The organism is Sphingosinicella sp., from assembly GCF_013911755.1.
In the GTDB taxonomy this organism is placed as follows: Bacteria; Pseudomonadota; Alphaproteobacteria; order Sphingomonadales; family Sphingomonadaceae; genus Sphingosinicella.
Genome location: NZ_JACESP010000021.1, coordinates 1 through 20,032, shown reverse-complemented (window position 1 = coordinate 20,032; position 20,032 = coordinate 1). Strand labels below are relative to the sequence as shown.

General features: G+C 65.8%; 23 protein-coding genes and 1 tRNA gene. 14 read left to right on the top strand and 10 right to left on the bottom strand.

Annotation, left to right across the window (positions count from 1 at the left end; all coding sequences use genetic code 11):
• The first annotated feature begins 21 nt into the window (after nt 1-21).
• The 8 genes from H2052_RS13855 (at nt 22) to H2052_RS13820 (ending at nt 3,791) form a co-directional block, all read left to right on the top strand.
• Nucleotides 22-198, top strand: coding sequence for a DUF4169 family protein (locus tag H2052_RS13855; protein ID WP_293782703.1), 177 nt, complete (start codon nt 22-24; stop codon nt 196-198).
• A gap of 72 nt (nt 199-270) precedes the next feature.
• Nucleotides 271-549, top strand: coding sequence for a CopG family ribbon-helix-helix protein (locus H2052_RS13850; RefSeq protein WP_293782700.1), 279 nt, complete (start codon nt 271-273; stop codon nt 547-549).
• 35 nt (nt 550-584) lie between these two features.
• Nucleotides 585-830, top strand: a complete 246-nt coding sequence (locus H2052_RS13845) for a type II toxin-antitoxin system RelE/ParE family toxin (protein WP_293782697.1) — start codon at nt 585-587, stop codon at nt 828-830.
• 18 nt (nt 831-848) lie between these two features.
• A complete protein-coding gene (locus H2052_RS13840; RefSeq protein ID WP_293782694.1) occupies nt 849-1,082 on the top strand; it encodes a hypothetical protein in 234 nt (77 codons plus the stop codon).
• Between the two features lie 111 nt (nt 1,083-1,193).
• Nucleotides 1,194-2,033 carry a hypothetical protein gene (locus tag H2052_RS13835; protein WP_293782691.1) on the top strand — a complete coding sequence of 280 codons (840 nt, stop codon included), beginning with the start codon at nt 1,194-1,196 and terminating at the stop codon, nt 2,031-2,033.
• Between the two features lie 62 nt (nt 2,034-2,095).
• Nucleotides 2,096-2,674: a sigma-70 family RNA polymerase sigma factor gene (locus H2052_RS13830; protein WP_293782688.1), complete on the top strand. Its 579-nt coding sequence runs from the start codon at nt 2,096-2,098 to the stop codon at nt 2,672-2,674.
• Entirely contained in the window at nt 2,674-3,159 is a 486-nt protein-coding gene (locus H2052_RS13825; RefSeq protein ID WP_293782685.1) for a hypothetical protein, read from the top strand. Before H2052_RS13830 ends, H2052_RS13825 begins: the two co-directional genes overlap by 1 nt.
• Complete coding sequence (locus H2052_RS13820) at nt 3,156-3,791, top strand: hypothetical protein (RefSeq protein ID WP_293782682.1); 636 nt, start codon at nt 3,156-3,158, stop codon at nt 3,789-3,791. The genes H2052_RS13825 and H2052_RS13820 overlap by 4 nt, the downstream gene beginning before the upstream one ends.
• A 4-nt stretch (nt 3,792-3,795) precedes the next feature.
• On the opposite strand, the gene H2052_RS13815 is transcribed toward H2052_RS13820, so the two are convergent.
• A complete protein-coding gene (locus tag H2052_RS13815; RefSeq protein ID WP_293782678.1) occupies nt 3,796-4,665 on the bottom strand; it encodes a D-amino-acid transaminase in 870 nt (289 codons plus the stop codon).
• A gap of 82 nt (nt 4,666-4,747) precedes the next feature.
• Here H2052_RS13815 and H2052_RS13810 point away from each other — a divergent pair, with 82 nt between their 5' ends.
• Both H2052_RS13810 and H2052_RS13805 read left to right on the top strand, forming a co-directional pair.
• On the top strand, nt 4,748-6,118 hold the full coding sequence (locus H2052_RS13810) for a deoxyribodipyrimidine photo-lyase (RefSeq protein WP_293782675.1): 1,371 nt from the start codon (nt 4,748-4,750) through the stop codon (nt 6,116-6,118).
• A 50-nt stretch (nt 6,119-6,168) separates the two neighbouring features.
• The gene (locus H2052_RS13805; protein WP_293782672.1) at nt 6,169-7,431 is read left to right on the top strand and encodes a cyclopropane-fatty-acyl-phospholipid synthase family protein; all 1,263 of its coding nucleotides are present in this window, start codon (nt 6,169-6,171) and stop codon (nt 7,429-7,431) included.
• 64 nt (nt 7,432-7,495) lie between these two features.
• Here the strand turns inward: H2052_RS13805 and H2052_RS13800 are convergent, their stop codons facing one another.
• The 3 genes from H2052_RS13800 to H2052_RS13790 all read right to left on the bottom strand — a co-directional run bounded on the left by H2052_RS13800 (nt 7,496) and on the right by H2052_RS13790 (nt 10,005).
• Complete coding sequence (locus H2052_RS13800; RefSeq protein ID WP_293782669.1) at nt 7,496-8,473, bottom strand: nitronate monooxygenase family protein; 978 nt, start codon at nt 8,471-8,473, stop codon at nt 7,496-7,498.
• An 88-nt stretch (nt 8,474-8,561) separates the two neighbouring features.
• On the bottom strand, nt 8,562-9,917 hold the full coding sequence (locus H2052_RS13795) for a dicarboxylate/amino acid:cation symporter (RefSeq protein WP_293782666.1): 1,356 nt from the start codon (nt 9,915-9,917) through the stop codon (nt 8,562-8,564).
• 14 nt (nt 9,918-9,931) lie between these two features.
• A tRNA-Gly gene (locus H2052_RS13790) sits at nt 9,932-10,005 on the bottom strand.
• A 78-nt stretch (nt 10,006-10,083) separates the two neighbouring features.
• Here H2052_RS13790 and metZ point away from each other — a divergent pair.
• Nucleotides 10,084-11,292 carry an O-succinylhomoserine sulfhydrylase gene (gene metZ / locus H2052_RS13785; protein ID WP_293782663.1) on the top strand — a complete coding sequence of 403 codons (1,209 nt, stop codon included), beginning with the start codon at nt 10,084-10,086 and terminating at the stop codon, nt 11,290-11,292.
• Entirely contained in the window at nt 11,289-11,696 is a 408-nt protein-coding gene (apaG, locus tag H2052_RS13780; protein ID WP_293782660.1) for a Co2+/Mg2+ efflux protein ApaG, read from the top strand. Before metZ ends, apaG begins: the two co-directional genes overlap by 4 nt.
• Here apaG and H2052_RS13775 read toward each other — a convergent pair whose 3' ends face one another.
• From H2052_RS13775 to H2052_RS13760, 4 genes are all read right to left on the bottom strand, one after another.
• Nucleotides 11,697-12,083 carry a hypothetical protein gene (locus H2052_RS13775; RefSeq protein WP_293782657.1) on the bottom strand — a complete coding sequence of 129 codons (387 nt, stop codon included), beginning with the start codon at nt 12,081-12,083 and terminating at the stop codon, nt 11,697-11,699.
• A gap of 86 nt (nt 12,084-12,169) precedes the next feature.
• A complete protein-coding gene (locus H2052_RS13770; protein WP_293782654.1) occupies nt 12,170-13,096 on the bottom strand; it encodes an Hsp33 family molecular chaperone HslO in 927 nt (308 codons plus the stop codon).
• Nucleotides 13,075-14,004, bottom strand: a complete 930-nt coding sequence (gene argF, locus H2052_RS13765) for an ornithine carbamoyltransferase (protein WP_293782651.1) — start codon at nt 14,002-14,004, stop codon at nt 13,075-13,077. The genes H2052_RS13770 and argF overlap by 22 nt, the downstream gene beginning before the upstream one ends.
• 126 nt (nt 14,005-14,130) lie before the next feature.
• Nucleotides 14,131-14,982 (bottom strand): ABC transporter permease, encoded by an 852-nt coding sequence (locus tag H2052_RS13760; protein ID WP_293782649.1) that lies wholly within the window; start codon nt 14,980-14,982, stop codon nt 14,131-14,133.
• A gap of 78 nt (nt 14,983-15,060) precedes the next feature.
• On the opposite strand from H2052_RS13760, the gene H2052_RS13755 reads away from it, so the two are divergent.
• A complete protein-coding gene (locus H2052_RS13755; protein ID WP_293782646.1) occupies nt 15,061-15,654 on the top strand; it encodes a GcrA family cell cycle regulator in 594 nt (197 codons plus the stop codon).
• Between the two features lie 22 nt (nt 15,655-15,676).
• Here H2052_RS13755 and H2052_RS13750 read toward each other — a convergent pair whose 3' ends face one another.
• Nucleotides 15,677-16,744: a nitronate monooxygenase gene (locus tag H2052_RS13750; RefSeq protein ID WP_293782643.1), complete on the bottom strand. Its 1,068-nt coding sequence runs from the start codon at nt 16,742-16,744 to the stop codon at nt 15,677-15,679.
• Between the two features lie 33 nt (nt 16,745-16,777).
• Nucleotides 16,778-18,550, bottom strand: a complete 1,773-nt coding sequence (gene phaC, locus H2052_RS13745; RefSeq protein WP_293782641.1) for a class I poly(R)-hydroxyalkanoic acid synthase — start codon at nt 18,548-18,550, stop codon at nt 16,778-16,780.
• A 129-nt stretch (nt 18,551-18,679) separates the two neighbouring features.
• Here phaC and H2052_RS13740 point away from each other — a divergent pair, with 129 nt between their 5' ends.
• Nucleotides 18,680-19,894 (top strand): LL-diaminopimelate aminotransferase, encoded by a 1,215-nt coding sequence (locus tag H2052_RS13740; protein WP_293782639.1) that lies wholly within the window; start codon nt 18,680-18,682, stop codon nt 19,892-19,894.
• The last annotated feature ends 138 nt before the right edge of the window (nt 19,895-20,032 follow it).

Sequence of the window (20,032 nt, the reverse complement as noted above, 5' to 3'; positions counted from 1 at the left end):
GGGCGGGGAGGGCAGGCCCGCATGGCCGAACTCATAAACCTCCGCCAAAGGCGCAAGGCAAAAGCCCGCGCCGAGGCGGAGGCCAAAGCCGCCCAAAATCGCCACCTCCACGGAAGAACGCTCGCCGAGAAGCGCGCCGCGAAGGATGAAGCCACGCGTCTGGAAAAGCATGTTGAGGCGCACAGGCGCGAAGATTAAACCTTGATCGACAAAGATGCCTTCATAGGGTAAAGTAGCGAGAGGTAATACCTTTTGCTACAGAGGGTGATGATGGCGACGGCAACCTCGATCAAGCTCGATGAAGACCTGAAGGACCGCGTGCGCGACCTCGCGGAAGCGCGGCGTCGCAGTCCGCACTGGATCATGCGCGAGGCGATCGCGGAATATGTCGAGCGCGAGGAAAAGCGCGAAGCCCTGCGGCGCGACACGCTGAAAGCTTGGGACGAATTTCAGGCAACCGGACAGTACGCGACGGCCGAGGACGTCGATAAGTGGCTGGCGAGCTGGGGTACTGAAAACGAGCTGCCCGCGCCCGAATGCCGCAAGTAGTCTTTGCCCCTGCGGCAATCCGAGATCTGCAACGTTTGCACGATTTCTTGCGACCGAAGGATGCCGATGCGGCACGCCGGGCCGGTGAGGCGATCCGGCTGGGCGTGAAGGCACTGAGCGTATTTCCGCGCATGGGCCGGATCGTGGACGATCTGCCCGAACAATACCGGGAATGGCTGATCGACTTCGGGGAGAGCGGCTATGTCGCCCGATACCGTGTCGATGACGATGCCGTCACGATTCTCGCTATCCGTCATCAGAAGGAGGCTGGGTACAGATAGTCACATACCAAGTTTTCCATGGCCGCCTGCGCCTGCCTTGCGACTATGAGTTGGTACGCGGCTATTTCCGCTGATATTCTGCCGCTTATGACACTCGAGGAAGAGAGCAAACGTGCAACAGCGATGCTGCGCGGGAAAACCGTGAAGCGCATTATGCGATTCCGAAAAGAGGAAGTCGTAGTCGAGTTTGAGGATGGTTCTCGATTTTTCGCCGACAGTATCGAACCGGTGGAGTTGTCGATCACCCTTTAGGGACAACTTTGAATGTCGTAGTTGGTCGGAAGTGGAAACACGCAAGGAGCGATGAGTCCACCTACCATACCCACCCTTCCATAATAGGAACACTTGTGCCTCCTCCGGCACATGACCCAAGCCCCCGCACTTCCTTCGCCCCGCACCGCAACCCAGCGCCATGATGGCTGGACGCCCGAACGCCGGCGCATCTTCCTCGAAACCCTCGCTGAATGCGGCACCGTGCAGGATGCCTGCCGCGCCGCGGGGATGAGCCCGGCGAGTGCCTATGCGCTGCGTCAGCGGGCGTCCGGCGCGCTGTTTGCGCTCGGCTGGGCTGCTGCCCTCCGCCACGCGCGTGAGCGGCTGGCGGATGAGCTGCTCTCCCGCGCCATGCACGGCTGCACCGAAACGGTCGAGCGCGGCGACGAGGTCATCACGCGCCACCGCTTCGACAACCGCTTGTCGATGGCCGTGCTCACCCGGCTCGATCGCGAGGCGGAGAAGTTCGACGATGCCGCGCGCACCGTCACCACCGTCGCGGCGGATTTCGAGGCGCTGCTCGAATGCGTGGAGGCCGGCGATGCGGAGGCCGAAGCCGCCTTCGTCGCCGCGCACCGGCCTGCGCCTCAGCCCGCCCCGCCGATGACGGATGCCACGCTCATGCGGTCGCTGGCGGAGGCGGACCGGCGGCGGGCCTTGGCCGCCATGGCTCCCGAAGACATCGACATCTCCGATCTCGATCCGGCGGAGTCCGAAGACTGGGACGACGATCAGTGGGAGCGCGCCTTCCGCAGCGGTCTTGCCGATACGATGGAAGACGATGACGACGAAGGCGATTATGAAGACGGCGATGAGGATGAAGACGAACGCGAAACGGGCGATGACGAGGGGGGCTGGCGCGGCGCCCGCGACGGCCTCCGGCATGTCTCAACTTCATCAACTTCGCGCCCCGGCCGCGCCGCGCCCTGAAATCGCCGTGCGCGAAAAATCGCCGCGGGGGACTTCGCTGCCGCCATGCGTATCCCCTCCCGATGCTGCAGGTGAATAGGGGCGCCGAGCGATCGGACGAGCCGGGGGTGCTCATGGTTGCCGTGCAGAGCGGCGACGAGGACGCCTTTCGCCTTTTGACTCGCCGCCTTTACGGGCCTGCCATCGGCGTCGCGACCAAGGTTCTCGGCGACCGGACCGAGGCGGAGGACGCGGTTCAGGCGGCGCTCGTGAAGCTCTGGCGGCAGGCGGCGTCGTTCGATGCGGGCAAGGCGAAGGTGGAAACGTGGTTTCGCCGCATCGTCGTCAACGCCTGCATCGATCGGAAGCGGGCGCTGCGGCCCGTGCAGCCGCTCGAACTTGTGGCGGAGCGGGCGAGCGACGACCCCGATCCGGAAATGCTGGCCGGGCAGAGCGCCCGCTCGCGGCGGATCGCGGAGGCGATGGCGCATCTGCCCGCGCGGCAGCGCACCGCCATCGCGCTTTTCTATGGGGAAGGCGCGACGATGAACGAGATTGCCGAGGCGCTGGAGACGACGCCGAAGGCTGTGGAAGGACTTCTGGCGCGTGCGCGCGTCGAGCTTGCGGAGCGGCTCCGGTCGCTTGCCGAAGAGGTGATGTGATGGAACGGGGAAGAGTGATCGAGATCATCGAGGCTTACGGCGGGTATCCCGCTGCGTGGCCCGAGGATGAACGCGCGGCGGCGGAGCGGCTCACGCTGTCGGATGCAGCGCTCACCGCCCTGATGAATGACGCGCGCGAGGTGGACCGGCTGCTGCGCGACTGGGCCTGTGAACTCGTCCCGACGACGGATGCGGAGGCGGATGCCGCCGCGGATCGGGCGCTTGCCGAAGCCTACCGGTCGGGCGCGCCGCGTCGCATGTGGATGCGCGCCGCGTTCGGCGGGGCGATCGCCGCGTCGCTCGCGATCGGCGCTGTGCTCCTGTCGCGGCCCGATGCCGTGCCGGTGCCGGCGGCGCCCGCTGCGCCCCCCGCCGTTCAGGTCGCGCTCGGCGAGTTGCCCGGAGAGGATGCCCAGGCGGCGCACGACATGCTGGTGTGGGGGAACGTGTTCACGCCCACGCCCGAAGAGGAGATGGTGTTATGAAAATGGCGTTCGCAGGCGCGATGCTGGTCGTCGCTGCATTCGGCGCGACGACGGCTTTCGCGGGCGACGACGTGCGCGCGCAGCGGCACACCTACCGCTTCGAATGGAAGGCGCCGTTCGCTGACATGTCGCCGCAGGGCGCGGCGATCGTCGCCGAGGCGATGCAGGCGCAGCGCCTGCCGTCGAATGCGGAGGAGGTCCGCAAGGCCCGGCAGAAGGTACTCGATCTGATTTCGGCGGAAAATCTCGATATCCAAGCGATCCGCAAGGCGCAGGCCGAGGAGCGGTCGCTCGCGATCAAGGAGCACGCGCGCGCGCAGGAAAAAATGCTGAAGGCCTATCAGCGGCTGTCGCTGCAGGACCGGCGCGCCTTCGCCGAAGGGATGCGCGCGCAGGAAGAGCGCATGATGCAACACCTCGCCCGTGCCCGCGAACGGATGAAGGACGCGCAGGAGCGCAGCCGCATCGACAGCGAGCGCATGAGGCGCGAGATGGAAAAGATGCGCAAGGAGATGCTGCGCAACACCAAGGAAACCGGCAGCCTCTGGATCGTGATCCCGCCGGTGTCGCCGGTGTCGCCGGTACCGCCGGTGTCGCCGCCCGAACCGGTCGATCCCGACCGGAACGGTTGATCGTTTACCGCCGCCAGCCGGTCTGGCGCTCGACCTCGGCCCACAGCGCTTCGGCGAGTCGGGCTGTCACCGGGCCGGGTACGCCCTTGCCGACCGGATTGCCGTCGATGCTGATGATCGGCAGGCAAGGCGCGGTCGTCGAGGTCAGGAACGCCTCGGCGGCGTCCAGTGCGTCGGCGGTGGTGAAGGGCGCTTCCTCGACCCGGATCTGGTGCTCGCGGGCAAGGGCAAGCAGCGTGCCCCGCATCACGCCGTGGAGGATGCTTTCCGTGGCGGGGTGCGTAACGATGGTGCCGTCCTTGCGGACGATCCAGGCATTGGTGGAGGAGCCTTCGCTGACCGTGCCGTCCGGGTTCACGAACCACGCCTCGAACGCTTTCGCCTCACGGGCCGACTGTTTGGCGAGCACGTTCGGCAGCAGCGCGATGGACTTGATGTCGCGGCGCTGCCAGCGGCTTTCCGGCTGCGTGATGACGGAAATCCCGGTTTTCTGCTGCGCGACCCGCACCCGGAAATCGAACGGGCGGGCGGTCATCACCAATGTCGGCACGGCATTGGCGGGGAAGGGGTGGTCACGCCGCGCCGCGCCGCGTGTCACCTGCACATACAGCAGCCCGTCGCGGATACGGTTCGCGGCAAGCACGCGGCGGGCAACGATCGAAAGCGCCGCGTCGCTCATCGGCGCGGCGATCGAGAGTTCACGAAGGCTGCGGCCGAGCCGCGCAACGTGCTGCGGCCAGTCAAGCATCCGGCCGTTCAACGTCGCGGCGACCTCGTAGACGCCGTCGGCGAACTGGAAGCCGCGGTCTTCGATGTGAACCGTGGCATCGGCGAGCGGAACGAGACGACCGTTGACGTAAGCGAGGCGGGACATTTTATCGTTGCGACTCCGTGTTTTCTGCGAGTCTGACTAGTGTTCGGGGCAGGGAAGAACAAGCGGCGATGAAGGGAAAAGCATGAACGGTACGATCGTCTGGCTCCGCGAGGATCTCCGCCTCGCCGACCAGCCCGCCTTTGCCGCTGCGGCGCGCGAGGGCAGGGTGATCCCCGTTTACGTCCTCGACGACGAAACGCCTCGCCACCGCCGTCTCGGCGGCGCGCAGCGCTGGTGGCTGCACCACAGTCTTGCAAGTCTCGATGCGGACCTCCGCAAGCGCGGCTCCCGCCTCATTCTGCGTCGCGGCGTCGCAGCGGACGTCCTCGCCGATCTCGCCGCGGAAACCGGCGCGCGGCGGGTCCACGCGCTACGCCACTATGCGCCGTGGTGGCGCAATGCCGAGCGGGCGCTCGGCGGCAAGGTCGATCTCGTCCTCCACGACGGCGTCTGCCTGCTGCCGCCCGGCGAGGTCCGGACAGGGGCGGGCGATTTCTACAAGATTTTCACACCGTTCTGGCGCGCCCTCCGCGACCGGATACAGCCTGCCGCATCAATCGCCGCACCCGAGCGCTTCACGGCGCCGGAAGATTGGCCCGCGTCCGACACGCTGGAGGACTGGGCGCTGCTACCCAAGCGTCCCGACTGGGCAAGCGGTTTCCACGTCTGGACGCCCGGCGAAGTCGGCGCGGCGGAGCGGCTGGAAGCGTTCCTGCCGAACGTCGCTGCCTATGATGCCACGCGGAACCTGCCGTCGGAGCAGGGCGTCTCGTATTTGTCGCCGCATCTTCACTTCGGCGAAATTTCCGTCGCCGAGGTCTGGCGCCGCGCCGCCGCTCGGCCGGGCGCCGAACCGTTCCTGCGCGAGCTTGCCTGGCGGGACTATGCGCAAAACGTCATCCTCGCTCGCCCGGACTACGGCAAGGCGAACGGCCTGCCGGCGTTCGATCCGTTCCCCTGGCGCGATATGGCGGACCCCGATGTCGCTGCGGATTTCCGCGCATGGTGCCGGGGTGAGACGGGCTACCCTATCGTCGACGCCGGGATGCGCGAACTCTGGGCGACGGGGTGGATGCACAACCGCGTGCGGATGATCGCGGCCAGTTTCCTCGTGAAGCATCTCCTCATCGATTGGCGCGAGGGCGAGCGCTGGTTCTGGGACACGCTCGTCGATGCCGACTATGGCAGCAACAGCGTCAATTGGCAGTGGACGGCGGGCACGGGCATCGACGCCAACATGTTCGTGCGCATCATGGCGCCGCTCACCCAGTCCGAAAAGTTCGGCGCTGCCGATTATATCCGCCGCTGGGTGCCCGAACTTTCGCGCCTTGACGACGCCGTGATCCACGACCCGGAAGCGCACGACGCGCGGCCCGTCGCCTATCCCGCAAAACGCATCGGGCACCGCCCGGCGCGGGAGCGTGCGCTCGCTGCCCTCTCCACGATTCGCTAGGCTTTGAATTCGCTTGGAAATGCCGCATACTCACCGCCGGGGAGAAACGGATGGCGACACATCCGGAAACGCGCGGCGCGCGCGTCGTCGAAGCAGACCGCCGGTTCTGGATTGGCGGCCTTCCTGCACGATTGTTTGCCGGCAGCCGCCAGCGCCTCATCAACCGCGTCGACGCCGGGCTCGCTCGGGGCACGCTGACGCTCATCGAGCCGGACGGCCGCATGCAGCGCCTCGGTGGCCGCGCCCCGGGTCCGCAGGCCGAGCTTCGCCTCATCAACTGGCGTCCCTTCCTGCGGCTTGCGGCGGGCGGATCGGCGGGATGGGCGCGGGCGTATTTCGACGGGGACTGGGCAAGCCCAGATGTTCCCGCTTTCTTCGAAGTGATGATGCTGAACCGGCGCGAGCTTGGCAGCACCGGGCGCGGCGCGCTTCCGGGGCGCCTGTTCAACCGATTGATGCGTGCGCTGCAGGCGAACACGCTCACTGGCGCGCGCCGCAACATCCAGTTCCACTACGATCTCGGCAACGATTTCTACGCCGCCTGGCTCGACGAAACGATGGCATACTCGTCGGCGATCTTCGGCACGCCGGACGAGCCGCTCGCCGACGCGCAGCGCCGCAAGGTGCGCGTGCTGCTCGACCGGCTGGAGATGAAGCCGGGCCAGCGTCTGCTGGAAATCGGCTGCGGCTGGGGCGGCCTCGCCGAGATCGCGGCGAAGGAATACGGCGTCCACGTCACCGGCATCACCCTCAGCCGGGAGCAGCTGGAGTACGGGCAGCGCCGGATGGCGGCCGCCGGGCTTTCAGACCGCGTCGACCTGCGCATCGCCGATTACCGCGAGGATATTGGACGTTTCGATCACATGGCGTCGGTTGAAATGTTCGAGGCGGTCGGTGCGCGCTACTGGAAGACCTTCATGCGCTCCGCCTTCCGCGCCCTGAAACCGGGCGGACGCGCGGCGATGCAGGTCATCACCATAGACGAAGCGGTGTTCCCCGCCTACCGCTCCGGCGCGGACTTCATCCAGACCTATATCTTCCCCGGCGGCATCCTGCCGAGCGAGCCGCGCTTGCGGACCTCGGCGGAAAACGCGGGCTTCCGGTGGGAAGGTGCGCAGGCGTTCGGGCAGCACTATGCCGAGACGCTCCGCCAATGGCGCCTCCGCTACGATGCCGCACGGCAGGAAGGCCGCCTGCCGCCCGGGTTCGACGCCGCCTTCGATACGATCTGGCGCTACTACCTGATGTATTGCGAAGGTGGCTTCCGGTCGGGCGGGATCGACGTCGTACAGGCGCTCTTGAAGCGGCCCTGAAAGCGCTTTCCAAATAGGGAAAGTCGTGGGACGAAACCCCGTGCTCTTTGAAAGCTCCGGGGCGCTATGCGTTCGCGAAGCCCGTCAGTCTCTGCCGGATGATCGCGTCTGCTTCGGCCATGATGCGATCGATCAGGTCCTTGCAGCTCGGAATGTCGTGGATCAGCCCGGCGACCATGCCGCAGCTCCACGCGCCCGCGTCCATGTCGCCTTCCTTCATGATGCGTGGGTAGACGCCTGCGACCTCCTCGATGATGTCCTCGAACTTCAGGTTCGCGCCCAGTTGCTTCTCTTTTTCGAGCAGGCGTTCAACGGCCGCGTTGTGGAGAACGCGTTCGGTGTTGCGTAGCGGTCGCATGACAAGCCGCGTGTCGAGTTCACTTGCGGCGATGAGCGCCTGCTTCACCTTCTCGTGCACGGGCGCCTCCTTCGTGGCGATGAAGCGCGTGCCCATGTTCATGCCTTCCGCACCGAGCGCGAGCGCCGCGACGAGGCTGCGCCCGTCAGCCATGCCGCCCGAAGCGACGAACGGAATTTCAAGCTCCTCGGCGGCGCGCGGCAGCAAAATGAAGTTCGGCACGTCGTCCTCGCCGGGATGACCGCCGCACTCAAAGCCGTCCACCGAAACCGCGTCGCAGCCGATCGACTGGGCCTTCAGCGAATGGCGCACCGAGGTGCACTTGTGGATGACCTTGATGCCGGCGTCCTTGAGGTAGGGAAGCACCTGCTGCGGGTTGTTCCCCGCCGTTTCGACCGCCTTGACACCGCCTTCGATGATCGCGCGCACGTAGCCCGGATAATCGGGTGTGTTGACCACCGGGAGAAAGGTGAGGTTCACGCCGAAGGGCTTGTCCGTCATGTCCCGGCAGCGCGCGATCTCATTCGCGAGGTCGGCAGGCGTGCGCTGCGTGAGGCCGGTGATGATGCCAAGGCCCCCGGCGTTAGAGACGGCGGCGGCCATTTCCGCGAAACCGACGAAGTGCATGCCCCCCTGAATGATCGGGTGCTGGATGCCAAAAAGCTCGGTGATGCGTGTTTTCATCAAGTCCTCCTCGTGTTTGTCGGGAGAATATGACTTTTAGATATATACGGGCAAGCCACGATTTTGGGCAGGCGCGGGCGAGGCGGGATCAGTCCTCGGTAACGGCGGTGTCGTCGCCCGGACCGGCGGCGGGATCGGGCTTGGCCGCGATCGGAAGCGGCGGTCCCGCGAGCGCGGCGTTGAGCGCTGCGCGGTCGAGTTCGCCCTCCCAGCGCGCGACAACGATCGTCGCCACGGCGTTCCCCACGAAGTTGGTGAGCGCGCGGCATTCGCTCATGAAGCGGTCGATGCCGAGGATCAGCGCCATGCCTGCGACCGGCACGCTGGGAACCACCGAAAGCGTTGCGGCGAGCGTGATGAAACCAGCGCCGGTGATCCCCGCCGCTCCCTTCGAGCTCAGCATCGCGACAAGCAGCAGCAGCACCTGCTCTTCAAGGCTGAGATCGATATTGAGCGCCTGCGCGATGAACAGCGCCGCCATCGTCATGTAGATGTTGGTGCCGTCGAGGTTGAACGAATAGCCGGTCGGCACGACGAGCCCGACCACCGATTTGGAAGCGCCCGCGCGCTCCATCTTGGCGATCAGGCTGGGGAGGGCGGCTTCCGAACTCGACGTGCCGAGCACGAGCAGCAGCTCTTCCTTGAGGTAGCGGATGAGCTTCAGGATCGAGAAGCCGTTCGCGACGCCCACCAGCCCGAGAACGCCGAGCACGAACAGCAGCGAGGTAAGGTAGAAGGTCGCGATCAGGGCGGCGAGATTCGCCACCGTGCCGATGCCGTAGGCGCCGATCGTGAAGGCAAATGCGCCGAACGCGCCGATGGGCGCGGCCTTCATCAGGATGCCGACCAGCCGGAACACAGTGGCGCCGAGCGCCTCGAAAAAGTGCAGGACCGGCGCACCGATGTCGCCGACAAGTGTGAGTGCGATGCCGAACAGGATGGAGACGAACAGCACCTGCAGGATGTCGCCCTCCACGAAACCGCTGACGAGCGTGTTCGGGATGATGTGCATCAGGAAACCGACGATGCTGCTGTCGTGTGCCGCGGTCGAATATTGGGCAACCGCGCCGCCATCGAGCGTCGCGGGGTCGATGTTCAGGCCGCGCCCCGGCTGGATGACGTTGGCGACGATAAGGCCCACGATGAGCGCGAGCGTCGAGAAGACGAGGAAGTAGATGAAGGCCTTCGCCGCCACGCGTCCGACCCGCCCGAGGTCGCGCATCCCGGCGATGCCCGTCACGATCGTGAGGAAGATAACCGGACCGATGATCATCTTGACGAGCTTGATGAAGGCATCGCCGAGCGGTTTCAGGCTTTCGCCGAATTCCGGCCAGATGTGACCGATCGTGCCGCCGAGCGCGATCGCGAGGAGAACCTGGAAATAGAGGTGCGCGTAGAACGGGCGCCCCACAGCCGGAGTCGAAACCGATGGCGGCAGGATCAAGGGCGTTCTCCGGGTGGAGCGGGTGAAGGGAATCGAACCCTCGTCGTAAGCTTGGGAAGCTTCTGCTCTACCATTGAGCTACACCCGCACGGCGCCCATTTGAATGGCGCGCCTGCGCTGGTCAAGAGGCGTTGACGCGGACGCGCGCGGCTGCGATGCACGCGCCATGAAACGGATGAGCGGAGCAAACAGGGAAGAAACCAAAGGCTGGCGTCCGGCCACGCGTGCCGTGCGCGGCGGCACGATGCGCAGCGAGTTTGGTGAAACCTCGGAAGCGATCTTCCTGACGTCCGGCTATTGCTACGACGACGCTGAGACGGTGGCGGCGCGCTTCCGCGGCGACGAGAAGGGTATGACCTACTCGCGCCTGCAGAATCCGACCGTCGCGATGTTCGAGGAACGGCTGCGGCTCATCGAGGGCGCCGAGGCGTGCCGCGCGATGGCGAGCGGCATGGCCGCGATGACGGCGGCGCTGCTCTCGCAGCTGCGCGCGGGCGATCATGTCGTCGCGGGCCGCGCGCTGTTCGGCTCCTGCCGCTGGCTCGTCGATTCGCTGCTCCCGAAGTTCGGCGTCGAGACCACGGTGGTCGATGGCCGCGAGGTCGATGACTGGAAGGCGGCGGTACGTCCGAACACCAAGCTGTTCTTCATGGAAACCCCCGCGAATCCCACGCTCGATATCTGCGACATCCGCGCCATTTCGGACATCGCGCACGATGCCGGTGCGGTCGTCGTGGTGGACAATGCCTTTGCGACTCCCGTCCTCCAGCGCCCGCTCGAATTCGGCGCGGACATCGTGGCCTATTCGGCAACGAAGATGCTCGACGGACAGGGCCGTGTGCTGGCGGGCGCCGTGCTCGGCCCGGAAGAATTCATCGAAGGCGACCTCCTCGCTTTCACCCGCAACACGGGGCCGACGCTCTCCGCGTTCAACGCGTGGGTGGTGCTGAAGGGCCTTGAAACGCTCGAGCTGCGGATGGCGAAGCAGTGCGAGAACGCGCTCACGGTGGCCCGCTTCCTCGATGCGCGCGTGCCGCGCCTGCTTTATCCCGCGCTGCCTTCGCACCCCCAGCACAATCTCGCGATGGCGCAGATGTCGGGCGGCGGCACGATCATGAGCCTGTTCGTTGCAGACGGGCGCAAGCAGGCGCACGGGCTCCTGGACGCGCTCAGCCTCGTCGATATCTCGAACAACATCGGCGATTCCCGCACGCTGATGACGCACCCTGCCTCGACCACCCACGCCGGCCTCGACGAGAAGGTGCGCGAGGAGATGGGTGTCACGGAATCGATGCTGCGCCTCTCCGTAGGGCTCGAAGACCCGGCCGACGTCATCGACGATCTCGACCGGGCGCTCTCGGCGGTGGGGTTGTGAAGGAGTTCTTCGCAGCCTCTGCGACGACCGCCGGTGTCACCGTGCGTGCGAACCCGTCCTACCTGCCGGAGCGTTCACTGCCGGAGCGGGACCATTATGTGTGGACCTATCACATCCGCATCGAAAACGGCCGCGACGCGCCCGTGCAGCTCATCAGCCGGCACTGGATCATCACGGACGGCACGGGCAACGTTCATGAAGTTCGCGGCGCGGGCGTCGTCGGCGCGCAGCCGGTGATCGCGCCGGGGGAGGCTTACGACTACGTCTCTGCCTGCCCGCTCGAAACGCCGATGGGCACGATGGCAGGCTCGTTCCAGATGCTTGACGAAAAGGGGCAGGGCTTCGACGCCGCGATCCCGCTGTTCCTGCTCACGAGCCCCGCGGCGGCAGGCGCCGCCCACTGATCAGCAGTCGCCGACGCGCTTGAATTCCTGACGCACCGCGAACGGCTCGCGGCCGCGAATGCCCTGCGCATCGATCGTGAAGTGGTTGCGGTTGTCCTTCACGATGGTCGTTCGGCCGCTGCCAAGGCCGCGGCAGCTGTACGCCACTGTGGCGCGCTCGGCGGTGTCCTCGACCACGGTATGGACACAGCTTTTGCCGTCCGCGGCTTCAAGGCCGACGTGCATCAGCGATTCCGGCGACATGATGCAACGGTTGGCACCGCCCGAAACGCTGTACGAGCCCGGCTGAAAATCACCGCCACCGAACAGCGACAGCGTTACCGGCTGCGCGAACGCAGCTGTAGCCGCCACAAGGGCACCACCAGCAAGAACCAGACTCCGGCGCATGAGCGCGTAACTCCCTGTCAAATCTCCGGCGATCCGGAGATGGTCACACTATAAGGATTACAGATGAATAAGGCATATCCGGGACGTTAATCCCTCATTTCAATTGGGAAGAGACGCGAGCAGAACTCGCAGTTTACGTCGATCGTGCCTTCGGGGCCGCGCATTTCGGCAAGTTCTTCGGTGGGGAAGCGGCTGAGCACCTCGCGGAAGTGCTGCACCGTGCAGCGGCAGCCGCGCGTGAGCCCGATAGGCGGCGAGACGCGGACCTCGTCCTCGTTAAACAGCCGCCAGAGCACGGTTTCCTCGCTCAGATGACTGTCGGTCAACTCCGTGTCGGTGATCGTGGAGGCAAGCGCGAGCACATGCTCCCAGTCCCGATTGTCCATGCGCGCGGCGAGGCGCGGGCCGCCGGTTTCGCCATGGGGGAGGTGCTGGACGAGAAGCCCACCGGCTTCCCAAGCGCCGTCCTCGGCCTGCCGCACCGCGCCGCGCACGAGTGTCGGCACCTGCTCCGAATCCGTGAAATAGCGCTCGACCGCGTGGCACAGCGTGTCGCCTTCCAGCGGCACGATGCCTTGATAGCGCTCGTCAGCGGCGCTCTGCTCGATGGTGATGGCGAGGTAGCCGGCGCCGAACAGGTCTGGCAGCAGCGCGCCAGGTGCGATTTCGCCCATCCGTTCGGGGTCGAAGCGGAGGTAGCCGCGAATCTCGCCGGCACGGTAATCGCAGACAAGAAGGTCGATCGGCCCGCCCTTGGATTGCGCCTGCACGGTGGTTTGGCCCTCGCCCTTCTGCACGGTGGTGCCGATGAGCACGGTGAGGATCAGCGCCTCGCCGAGGAGCTGGCAGAGCGGGGTGGGGTAGTCGTGCGCGCTGAGGATTGCGGCGAGCGCAGGGCCGAGCCGTGCGACGCGCCCGCGCGCACTCCGCGCCGGGATCGTGAACGGCAGCACGCGCCCCGTTTGCGGGGTGCCTGCAGAGCCGTTGCCGTTCAGCCGAGCGTGTTCAGACACCAGAGAAGGATCGCTTTCTGTGCATGTACGCGGTTTTCGGCTTCGTCCCACACGGCCGACTGCGGCCCGTCCATCACGGCATCGACGACTTCCTCACCGCGGTGCGCGGGAAGACAATGGAGGAAGATCGCGGAGGGCTTCGCCTTGGCCATCAACGCTTCGGTCACCTGATACGGCCCCATCGCAACCATGCGCGCCGAGGCGCCCGACTGGCCCATCGAGACCCACGTGTCGGTAACGACGACGTCCGCGCCAGCGACTGCCGCCTCCGGGTTGCGTTCGACGACGATGCGCGCGCCGCGCGCCTCCGCGCGGGCGACGACGGTGTCGTCGGGATCGTAGGCGGCGGGAACCGAAAGCCGCATTTCAAAACCGAGCAGGCCCGCCGCTTCGATCAGCGACTGGCAGACGTTGTTGCCGTCGCCGAGCCACGTCCACACCGTGCCCGCAACGCTGCGGCCCAGGCGCTCTTCCACGGTCATCAGATCGGCGACGATCTGGCAGGGGTGCCCGCTGTCGGTCAGCATGTTGATCACCGGCACGCTGCTGGCGGCGGCGAGCGCTTCGACTTTGTCATGCCCGTTGGTGCGCAGCGAAATGGCGTCGACGAAGCGGGAGAGGACGCGCGCGGTGTCTTCGATCGTCTCGCCGCGGCCGAGCTGCATGTCCGCCGAGGAGAGAATCATCGCCGAACCGCCGAGCTGGCGCATCGCCATGTCGAAGGAGACGCGCGTGCGGGTCGATGACTTCTCGAAGATCGCTGCGAGCATATGCCCGGCAAGCGGGGCATCGTCGTCTACCGCGCCCTTGGGGCGCCCGGCGCGAGCCTGCTTGCGGCGCTTCGCCTCGTCGAGGATCAGCCGCAGGGCGTCGGCGCCCGTGCTTTCGAGATCGAGAAAATGCCGCATCGCCCTTCAAACCTTCGTTCGTGAATGGCCCCGAAAACCGGCCTTCGAAACGGAAAAAGGCGGCCAATGCTGACCGCCCTTCGGACTTGCGCGCTTCCATGACCTACGCGGGCCTTCAAGTCAATCTCACTGGCGCGTGCGCCAGCCGGTGCGAAGCGCCCAGTAGCACAGCGTCCAGAGCGCGGTGTTGATCGCGACAAGCGCGATCGCGCCGCCGAGCGCCGGGCCGTCGTGGACGCCGATGAAGCCCGAACGGAAGCCGTCGATCACATAGAAGAACGGGTTGAAGTGGCTCGCGGTGTGCCACACACCGGCGAGCCGGTCGATCGAGTAGAAGGTGCCGGAGAGCAGCGAGAGCGGCTGCACGACGAAGTTGGTGACCGCGGCGGCATGATCGAACTTGTCCGCCCACAGGCCGGTGATGACCCCGAGCAGTCCCAGCATCACCGCGCCCATCGTGCCGTAGAAGAACACGGCGAGCGGATTGTGGATCGCCACCGAAACGCCTGGCCACAGCACCATCGCACACCAGACCGCCGTGCCGACGAGCCACGCGCGGGTGACGGCGCCCGCGACGAACGAGACGAGCAGCTCGCCGGGCGAAAGCGGTGGCATCAGTATGTCGACGATCGTGCCCTGCACCTTGCCGATCAGGATCGAGGAAGAGGTGTTCGCGAAGCTGTTCTGGATCATCGCCATGACGATGAGACCCGGCGCAAGGAAGCTGTTGAACGGCACGCCGAGAACGGTGAGGCTGCCGCGTCCCAGCGCCACGGTGAAAATCGCCAGGAACAGCAGCGTCGTGATGGCGGGCGCCCACACGGTTTGCAGCTGCACCTTGAAGAACCGCCGCACCTCCTTCACATAGAGCGTTCGAAGGCCGGGCCAGTTGATGCGCCCGATGATCGGCACGCCGGGTTCGCTGTGGACCGGCGCCGCCGGTTTCGCTACGGAAGGCTGGGCAAGCTGATCGTGCATGCGCGTGGGAGTAGAGGCTGACGCCCGACCCCGCAAGCCGGTCGGCTCTTTTGTTTGAAGATTGGAAGTGGGAACGCGATGTCCTGGACGGACGAACGGATCGAAACGCTGCGGAGCCTTTGGGAAAAGGGGCTGACCGCGAGCCAGATCGCCGACAAGCTCGGCAACGTGAGCCGCAACGCGGTGATCGGCAAGGCGCACCGGCTGGGGCTGAAGGCGCGCCCGTCGCCCGTCAAGGGCGACAGCGACGGCACGCCGCGCGAGACGGTGAAGAAGGCCGCAGCGCCCGCTGCGCCCAAACCGAAGCCCGAACCCAGCGCGCCGGAAGTCGCCGCGACGCAGCCGCGCCCGGCACCCGAAGCCAAGGCCCCCGCGTCGGCGCCCGCTGCCGCGCCCAAGCCCGCGATGCCGGTCCGCGCCGCGATGCCCGCCGCGCCGGTGAAGCCGCGCGCGCCTGGTGAGAAGGTGACGCTGCTCGACCTCAGCGACAAGATCTGCAAGTGGCCGATCGGCCACCCCGGCGAGCCCGACTTCCAGTTCTGCGGCCGCCCGGTGAACCCGGGCTTCCCCTACTGCATGGCGCACTGCGCGGAGGCCTATCAGGCCCAGCTCCCGCGCGACCGCAACCGCCCCTCACGGGCACCGATGCCGCCACTCCCCCGCGTGCGCTGACCCCTTCGTGCGGCCGTAGCCTTCAAACGCTATCGCGTCGGCAGTGTTGGAGTTCGAGGCGTAGCGTTTCGACCAGTTCGGTGGCGGACATTGCACGCGCAAGCGGCGCGCCTTGCCCTGCCCATTGCGCTCCGAAGCCGCTCTCACCTTTCGCCTTCGCCGCTGCGTGCAGGGCTTTACCCGCGTCATAGGCGATCGGGTAATCGGGAGGTTTGCAATCCGAGAGCATCCCCGCAAGGCCGCTGAAACGATTGGCAAGCACGCGGGCGGGCCGTCCCGAGATGATCGGTGTCAGCGTGGTGTGATAGGCCCCCGGACCCATGAGCGCGGCGCGATAGGCTTCATCCGCCGCGGATTCGCTGCAAGCGATGAAGGCAGTGCCGAGCTGCGCGGCAACAGCGCCGAGATCGAGTGCGGCTGCGATACCCGCCCCATCCATGATGCCGCCCGCCGCGATCACGGGAAGCCTGCTTTCCTTGACCAGCAGGCGGGTGAGGGTAGCCATGCCGAGCGCGTCGTCTGGTGCGGAAGGATCGAACATGCCGCGATGCCCGCCGGCTTCGTTGCCCTGTGCGACGATGGCGTCGATCCCTGCCTCTTCGATGAGGCGCGCTTCCTCGACGCTGGTCGCGGTGGCCATCAGGAGAATGTTTTTCTCCTGAAAGGCGCGGATTGTCGAAGCAGGTGGCAGACCGAAGTGAAAGCTCACCACCGGTGGCGCGGTATCCAGCAGCATGGCCAGCGTGTCGGCATCGTCGGCGAAGCTCTTGTAGATCGTTTGGAGCGTGTTCGGCGGCTCTGCTTCAAACTCGGCGAACAGCGGCGCAAGTCGATCCAGCCACGCGGCTTCGCGCACCGGATCAGCCTTGGCACGATCGTGGACGAATAGATTGACATTGAACGCGCGGTCGGTGCGCGCCCGAAGCTCGTCGATCATCAAGCGCGCGTGATGAGCATCCGTTGCGCCCACGCCGATCGAACCAAGCGCGCCCGCGTTCGACACGGCTGCAGCAAGTGTGGGCGTGGATACGCCCGCCATGGGAGCCTGGATCACCGGAACCGACAGGCCGAGCCGATCAATGAGACGCATGGGCAACCTTTCTACAGCGGCGGGATATCCGCCCTACCCAACCCGTTCCCGCACATACCTCCCCGGGGCATCCTCGATCACCTTGAGCGTGCCGCCCTTCGGGCCCTTGCCGGGGGTGCGGGCGGGGACTTCCTTGCCGGATTGCGGCGTCAGCCATGCGATCCAGTCCGGCCACCAGCTGCCGGGGTGTTCGGTGGCGGTGGCGGCGAAGTCCTCGAAGCGCTCTGGGAGCGTGTCGTTCGTCCAGTGCTGGTACTTCTTCGCGTCGGGCGGGTTGACGACGCCTGCGATGTGGCCGCTGCCCGCAAGGACGAAGCGAACCGGTCCGGCGAAGTTCCGGGTTAGCTTGTAGGAGGATCGGGCAGGGGCGATGTGGTCTTCCTTTCCGCCCTGGATGTAGACCGGCGTGTGGACCTTGGTGAGATCGATGGGCGTGCCGTCAATCACGATGGCGCCCGGCTTGATCATCTTGTTGTCGCGGTAGAGCCCTTCGAGATACTCGGCGTGCCATTTGGCGGGGACGTTCGTTGCGTCCGAGTTCCAGTAGAGCAGGTCGAAGGGGAAATAATCCTTACCCAGCAAGTAGTTGTTGACGACATAGTTCCAGATGAGGTCGTTCGCGCGGAGCATGTTGAAAGTCGTCGCCATGTAGCGGCCGTCGAGATAGCCCTTGCTTTCGGAAAGCTCCTTCACCGCCTTCAGATGATCCTCGTCCACGAAGACGCCGAGGTCGCCGCACTCCGAAAAATCGACCTGCGCGGTGAAGAACGTCGCGGTCTTCACCTTCTCCGCCTCGCCCCGCGCCGCCATGAAGGCGAGCGTCATCGCGAGCGTCGTGCCCGCGACGCAGTAGCCGATGACGTGCGTGGACTTGATGCCGAGGCCCTTCAGCACAGCATCGATCGCGGTGATGAAGCCTTCCTCTATGTAGGTCGCGGTCGTCGCGTCGGCGATGCTGGCGTCGGCGTTCTTCCATGAAACGACGAACACGGTGAGGCCCTGTGCCACCGCCCAGCGGATGAAGCTCTTTTCCGGCGTCAGATCGAGGATGTAGAACTTGTTGATCCACGGCGGGAAGATGAGGAGCGGGATTTCGTAAACGTTCGCGGTGGTCGGCGTGTACTGGATGAGCTGGAACATCCGGTTTTCGAACACGACCTTTCCGGGGGTGACGGCGACGTTGCGGCCGACCTCGAACGCCTTCTCGTCGGTCATCGTCATGCGGCCGCGCTGCAGGTCGTCGAGCAGGTTCTGCGTGCCTTTGAGCAGGTTCTCGCCGCGCGTCTCGACCGTGGCCTTCAGGACTTCGGGGTTGGTAAGCACGTAGTTCGAGGGCGACAGGGCATCGATGAACTGGCGCGTGTAGAAGATCGCCTTCTGCCGCTCCTTGTCGTCGAGGCCATCGAGGCCACCGACGAGCTGCAGAATGTACTGACTGGCGAGCAAGTAGGAGGACTTCAGGAAATCGAATGCAGGCATTTCCGACCACGCCGACCCCTTGAACCGCTTGTCGGCAGGAAGCTGCGGGGGCTGGACTTCGCCCGGCGTGGCGAATGCCTGCCAGAGCGTCATCGCGTCGCGCCAGTAATCCGCCTGCAACTGGGCGAGACGAGCGGGATCGGTGATCGCGGCGGTCGCCATCTTGCTCCACGTCTCGACAAGGCCGAGCGGATCGGGGCCGAGCACGACGCCGTCAGTGGCTTCTTTCGCGAGGAATTCCATCATCATCTGCTGCATCTTGCCCGCAAGCCACGTCCAGCGCTGGACGTGCTCGGCAAGACCTTCGATGTCGGCGGCGGCAACCATCACGATCTCCCCGAGAGCAGCAGTTGCGCCGACGATAAACAAGCGCTCGCCAAGCGCCAAGGGCGGTCGCTATAACGGCGCCCGCCGCGATCATGCGGCCTATGCACGGGAAAGACCCAAGAGGAGACAATGTCAGACTTCTACCGCATCAAGCGCCTGCCGCCCTACGTGATCGCCGAAGTGAACGCGATGCGGGCAGCAGCACGTGCGGCAGGCGAGGACATTATCGACCTCGGCATGGGCAACCCCGACCTGCCGCCGCCGCAGCACGTCATCGACAAGCTGTGCGAAGTGGCGCGGAAACCCGACGCGCACGGCTATTCGGCATCGAAGGGCATTCCGGGGCTCAGGAAGGCGCAGGCGGGCTATTATGCGCGGCGTTTCGGTGTGGAGCTGGACGCCGATAGCGAGGTCGTGGTGACGCTCGGCTCCAAGGAAGGCCTTGCCAACCTCGCCCAGGCGATCACCGCGCCGGGCGACGTCGTACTGGCGCCGAACCCGAGCTACCCCATCCACACCTTCGGCTTCATCATCGCGGGTGCCACCATCCGCAGCGTGCCGACGACGCCCGACGAGCGCTATTTCGAGGCGCTGGAGCGCGCGGTGAAGTTCACCGTGCCCAAGCCCTCGGTGCTGGTGATGGGCTATCCTTCGAACCCGACCGCCGAGGTGGTGGATCTTGCCTTCTATGAGCGCGTCGTCGCGTTCGCGAAGGAACACGGCCTCTGGATCCTCTCGGATCTCGCGTATTCGGAGCTTTACTACGACGGCGTGCCGACGCCCTCGATCCTGCAGGTGCCGGGCGCGAAGGACGTGGCGGTGGAATTCACCTCCATGTCCAAGACCTACTCGATGGCCGGGTGGCGCATGGGCTTCGCGGTGGGCAACAAGACGCTCATCGCGGCGCTGACGCGCGTGAAGTCGTACCTCGATTACGGCGCGTTCACGCCGATCCAGGCGGCGGCGGTGGCGGCCATCAATGGCCCTCAGGATATCGTCGAGAAGAACCGCGAGCTCTACAAGCGCCGCCGCGACGTGCTCGTGGAGAGCTTCGGGCGGGCCGGCTGGGACATTCCCAGCCCGCGCGCCTCGATGTTCTGCTGGGCGCCGCTGCCGCCTGCGCTCGCGCATCTCGGCAGCTTAGAATTCACCAAGCAGCTCCTCACCCACGCGGGCGTCGCGGTCGCGCCGGGTGTCGGCTACGGCGAGGACGGCGAGGGCTTCGTGCGCATCGCCATGGTGGAAAATGAGCAGCGCATCCGCCAGGCGGCGCGCAACGTGAAACGCTATCTTCAATCGATGGGTGTAAACACGCCGGGCCAGCAAAAGGCCATTGGCGAGTAAACGCTTGTCGGAATGTCTTGAGAATCGGGGTTAAGTAGTGAATCCTCCCTTGCGCATCGCGCTTGCCGGGCTCGGCACGGTCGGCGCCGGCGTTGTCAAACTTCTGGACGAGAATCGCGATCTGATCGCGCGCCGCGC

What these genes read in the sequence shown, in the direction of transcription:
- H2052_RS13855 (WP_293782703.1), top strand. Translation starts at nt 22, where the DNA reads ATGGCCGAACTCATAAACCTCCGCCAAAGGCGCAAGGCAAAAGCCCGC.
- H2052_RS13850 (WP_293782700.1), top strand. Translation starts at nt 271, where the DNA reads ATGGCGACGGCAACCTCGATCAAGCTCGATGAAGACCTGAAGGACCGC.
- H2052_RS13840 (WP_293782694.1), top strand. Translation starts at nt 849, where the DNA reads ATGGCCGCCTGCGCCTGCCTTGCGACTATGAGTTGGTACGCGGCTATT.
- H2052_RS13835 (WP_293782691.1), top strand. Translation starts at nt 1,194, where the DNA reads ATGACCCAAGCCCCCGCACTTCCTTCGCCCCGCACCGCAACCCAGCGC.
- H2052_RS13830 (WP_293782688.1), top strand. Translation starts at nt 2,096, where the DNA reads ATGCTGCAGGTGAATAGGGGCGCCGAGCGATCGGACGAGCCGGGGGTG.
- H2052_RS13825 (WP_293782685.1), top strand. Translation starts at nt 2,674, where the DNA reads ATGGAACGGGGAAGAGTGATCGAGATCATCGAGGCTTACGGCGGGTAT.
- H2052_RS13820 (WP_293782682.1), top strand. Translation starts at nt 3,156, where the DNA reads ATGAAAATGGCGTTCGCAGGCGCGATGCTGGTCGTCGCTGCATTCGGC.
- H2052_RS13815 (WP_293782678.1), bottom strand. Translation starts at nt 4,665, where the DNA reads ATGTCCCGCCTCGCTTACGTCAACGGTCGTCTCGTTCCGCTCGCCGAT.
- H2052_RS13810 (WP_293782675.1), top strand. Translation starts at nt 4,748, where the DNA reads ATGAACGGTACGATCGTCTGGCTCCGCGAGGATCTCCGCCTCGCCGAC.
- H2052_RS13805 (WP_293782672.1), top strand. Translation starts at nt 6,169, where the DNA reads ATGGCGACACATCCGGAAACGCGCGGCGCGCGCGTCGTCGAAGCAGAC.
- H2052_RS13800 (WP_293782669.1), bottom strand. Translation starts at nt 8,473, where the DNA reads ATGAAAACACGCATCACCGAGCTTTTTGGCATCCAGCACCCGATCATT.
- metZ (WP_293782663.1), top strand. Translation starts at nt 10,084, where the DNA reads ATGAAACGGATGAGCGGAGCAAACAGGGAAGAAACCAAAGGCTGGCGT.
- H2052_RS13775 (WP_293782657.1), bottom strand. Translation starts at nt 12,083, where the DNA reads ATGCGCCGGAGTCTGGTTCTTGCTGGTGGTGCCCTTGTGGCGGCTACA.
- argF (WP_293782651.1), bottom strand. Translation starts at nt 14,004, where the DNA reads ATGCGGCATTTTCTCGATCTCGAAAGCACGGGCGCCGACGCCCTGCGG.
- H2052_RS13760 (WP_293782649.1), bottom strand. Translation starts at nt 14,982, where the DNA reads ATGCACGATCAGCTTGCCCAGCCTTCCGTAGCGAAACCGGCGGCGCCG.
- H2052_RS13755 (WP_293782646.1), top strand. Translation starts at nt 15,061, where the DNA reads ATGTCCTGGACGGACGAACGGATCGAAACGCTGCGGAGCCTTTGGGAA.
- H2052_RS13750 (WP_293782643.1), bottom strand. Translation starts at nt 16,744, where the DNA reads ATGCGTCTCATTGATCGGCTCGGCCTGTCGGTTCCGGTGATCCAGGCT.
- phaC (WP_293782641.1), bottom strand. Translation starts at nt 18,550, where the DNA reads ATGGTTGCCGCCGCCGACATCGAAGGTCTTGCCGAGCACGTCCAGCGC.
- H2052_RS13740 (WP_293782639.1), top strand. Translation starts at nt 18,680, where the DNA reads ATGTCAGACTTCTACCGCATCAAGCGCCTGCCGCCCTACGTGATCGCC.